This window comes from Bacillus sp. JJ1503, from assembly GCF_036965125.1.
GTDB lineage: Bacteria > Bacillota > Bacilli > Bacillales > Cytobacillaceae > Cytobacillus.
Genome location: NZ_JBALOZ010000357.1, coordinates 1 through 3,435 on the forward strand (window position 1 = coordinate 1; position 3,435 = coordinate 3,435).

Annotated in this window: 3 protein-coding genes and 1 pseudogene; 1 reads left to right on the forward strand and 3 read right to left on the reverse strand. The window is 42.4% G+C overall.

Going from position 1 to position 3,435, the window contains the following annotated elements:
* Window positions 1-213 (forward strand): LysR substrate-binding domain-containing protein (locus tag V7149_RS22580; protein ID WP_335347830.1); only part of this gene is annotated, 213 nt, incomplete at its 5' end.
* A gap of 108 nt (window positions 214-321) precedes the next feature.
* On the opposite strand, the gene V7149_RS22585 is transcribed toward V7149_RS22580, so the two are convergent.
* The 3 genes and pseudogenes from V7149_RS22585 to V7149_RS22600 all read right to left on the reverse strand — a co-directional run bounded on the left by V7149_RS22585 (window position 322) and on the right by V7149_RS22600 (window position 3,236).
* Window positions 322-1,317 carry an SPFH domain-containing protein gene (locus V7149_RS22585; protein ID WP_335347831.1) on the reverse strand — a complete coding sequence of 332 codons (996 nt, stop codon included), beginning with the start codon at window positions 1,315-1,317 and terminating at the stop codon, window positions 322-324.
* A 101-nt stretch (window positions 1,318-1,418) separates the two neighbouring features.
* A pseudogene (locus V7149_RS26650) lies at window positions 1,419-2,244 on the reverse strand (TPM domain-containing protein).
* Window positions 2,208-3,236 carry a TFIIB-type zinc ribbon-containing protein gene (locus V7149_RS22600; protein ID WP_335347834.1) on the reverse strand — a complete coding sequence of 343 codons (1,029 nt, stop codon included), beginning with the start codon at window positions 3,234-3,236 and terminating at the stop codon, window positions 2,208-2,210. The pseudogene V7149_RS26650 and the gene V7149_RS22600 overlap by 37 nt, the downstream one beginning before the upstream one ends.
* Window positions 3,237-3,435: the final 199 nt, after the last annotated feature.

Consider the following 3,435-nt stretch of genomic DNA (forward strand, 5'->3'; position numbering starts at 1 on the left):
CAATGGGATCTCATTATCGAACTTGTCTCATCGAATCTTGGAATTACACTCTTGCCTAAATCAATATTTAACAAACAATCTAATCAGAATGTCAAAATTATCCCTCTCGAAAACTCCACTCTTTTGTGGAAGCTCGGAATTATTACAAAAAAAGGAGCCTACCATTCATTTGCATTGAAAGAGTTACTAAAAATGCTAGTCGTGGAAAAGTAAATGGCCTCTTAATTGCCAATTCTACCCTATTAAAAATGGGAAGGGACAGGGAGGATCCCTTCCCAAAGTGGCTGTTAAAATGTCTGATGCTAAGACGCTCCGGCTACGTTAAACAAGTTTATGCCCACAGTTCGAGCAGAAATTGCCTTCACCTGTTTTTGTCCCACAATTAGGGCAGAAATTAGGTCTTTTTTGCTCGCCAGCATTCGGTTGTGAAGGTGATTGTGCATTTTGAGAGGTGGCAGGCTGACCTTGACTCTGCTGATTCATTTGATTCAGCATTTTGCCCGCGATATTCATCCCCATCATCATCCCAGCCATATCGGATGCGGCTCCCCCTCCGCTCATTTTTCCTGAAGCCATGCCATCCGTAATGGAAATCTGCTGGTACCGATCAACATTACCGACCATTCCATGTGAAGCATTCTTCGTAATCATATCTTGAATCTCTTTTGGATAGCTGAAGCTCATGACATTAAATCCTGTGATCGTGATGCCGCTCTTGATCATCTGCATATCTAAATCCTCTTGAATCCCTTTAGAAATTTCAAAGGAATTAGATTGGAGATTGAACATGTCCTTCCCCTCCCTTGAAATCCATTTCATCAAGAGCTGGTCAAGGATCGAAGTAATCCGTATTTTGACATCCTCTACGACATATTGCTCGCGAACTCCAGCTATTTGGTCAATTAAGGCTACATAATCATTTACTTTAAAATGAAATGTACCGTTCGCACGAATCGGCATGCCGCCCGGTAGTCCTAGCGTTGGGATATTAATCGCATTTTTCGTTCCCCACTTTTCAATAAACTCCTTCGTGTTCACAAACAGCACTTCGACACGCATGCCACTATTAAACCCAAACCTGAACCCCTTTAATGTCGATAAAAAGGGAATAATTTGCGATTCGATATCATACTCCCCTTCATCACGAAATACCCCTTCGATTTTCCCATTATTAAAGAAGATCGCATCCTGACCAGGGCGAATAATCAATTTGCTCCCCTTTTTAATCTCCCGATTGCTCCATTTATAAAAAATCATATCATCTCTAAATTCTTGCCATTCCACTACATTTGCAAATTGGTTTCTAAAAAAAGACATCGATTATTTGCTCCCTTCTATCAAATACACCTTGACGTATTTGCGCTCAGATAATACCTGCGCTGGCTCGATAAATTTCCTTCGAAAATCTGAGCATCTAGTTAAAACTTGCCTCTGCTTCCGCTATGCGAGTGACCTCCTCTGCTGATTCCGCCACCGCCTCCACCGCCGCTTGAATTGGAGGATGGCTTCTTATGCTTCGTCACGGTTTTTCTCACAAAATGATCGTATTGGTTAAGCACTCCAGATTGGGCACTATCCATATAGGTCCTGGCATTTACTGTGACCCTGCCGCCAGAGCGATAGCCCATAATCGTCACAATGATGCCGGCTGTCAATAAGGCTGCCGCTAATTGAAACCACCATTTAAAAAGCAGGTTTTCCGGATTCACACCTGGCTCNNATGTAATGATGGGCCGTGTAAATAAACGCAGAAAAGGCTTGATAATATTGACCTTCCGATAATTCTGGGGTAATTTTATTTCGAATCATATCAAGCCGCCCGCTATCCAAATACTGCTCCGCCTTTTTAAATCCAGCTAAATACACATCTCTTTCTTGCATATCAATCGTTAATATCGCCGTATTTCCATGCGGCTGGTCATAGCCTGGAGCCTGCTCATCATAGAAATCCTCTACATAGGGAACGATGTCCTTCCCTTCCGTACCATTTGCCGTAATGACCAGAAACACCGTATTTCTTTCCTCTCCCAGCTCCCTAGCTAAAGATTCTAATTCAGCCACTTCGTCATCCGTTAGCAGCTGAGCATAATCATAAATATACTTCGTCTGATTAAGCGAATCTGCTTTGGCCGGTAGCCCCCACGGCAACAGTAGCAGGAATACGGCGAAAAGGAAAAAGAGGCATCGTTTGTTTACATAACTTCCGCTCACCAAAAGCCACCTCCCATCAAATAGGAGGTACATTTAAGGGCGATAAAGGTTCCGGCTGCAATCCCGCTAAACCACATAGCCACTTTGCCCGAACTAATTGGCGGTTTGCCAACCACTTTCCCTGTTTGCCCATTCATCGCAAAAACATGCTCGGCTTGATTGAAATCATAGCTGACCATCCACACAGGCAGTAAAACATAATAGCTGCTTACATTTCTCGTATCAATTTGCTTATTCTTATAATTGACTGATTGATAGCCCAAAAATGTTGAACGAATATAGGACTCAATATAGTCGTTTATTTTATCTTTCGCCCTTGGAAACAGTTCGTCATCCGTATAGTTATATTTTTCCGCAATAAATCCAGCCAAATAAGGTGTTTTAAAATCCTTTAGTTGATCATACGGGTATGGCTCCAATTTATCCATTAAGTCATCATGCATTTTTTCCGATGCATCCACTGGAATTTTGACGTAATCAAGGTTTATATCACGGAAAACGTCATAATAATTCGTTTCCGTATAAATATACTCCCCTTTTGTATAGGTTCTGACCTTCGTGCAAGTGGCATTAACCTGCACCTTGCTATTCAGATCGAATAACCAAAAAGGCACATACATGCCTGTTATACTCTTAATTCGGTCTGCAATCATGAAACCCTTCGGCGTAAGAAGCCCTTTTCTGCACCATTTTTTAAAAGCCTCCGTTGCCTCTTCCTTACTAATTGTAAAAGGAATCACCTTGGTAGGGGCAAGATGACCTGACAGCCGATTCGCAATGACCACACCAGCCCCGCAAAAACTGCAGCTTGTAGCAGCGGTCTCAGCTGTTGTAATTAAAACAGCCCCACAATTATCACATTGATATTCATTGGTCTCATCCTCTGAAAACGTGGCTCTCCTCAACTCTTCTGGATAATTTTCGATACTCTCTTGTCTTCCGCAGCTCTGACAGGATAACTCGCCTGAGTCAGCATCAAAGCTCATATCACTCCCACAGCTCGGGCATTTATAGTGAAAAATCACGCTCTCCTCACCTCTTTTATACTCAGGTTCCTTGTCCTACTCCTATATACTCAAAAAGGAAAAAGGAGGAACTTATGGACAAGGAAGATGTTTTTCATTTACTGCGAAAAGTTAAATAGTGCTCTTTCGGGTCATGCAGATGCGGGTCTTTTACTGGGAAAAGGCACAAAGATGCTCTTACGGGCAATGAACATGTGGT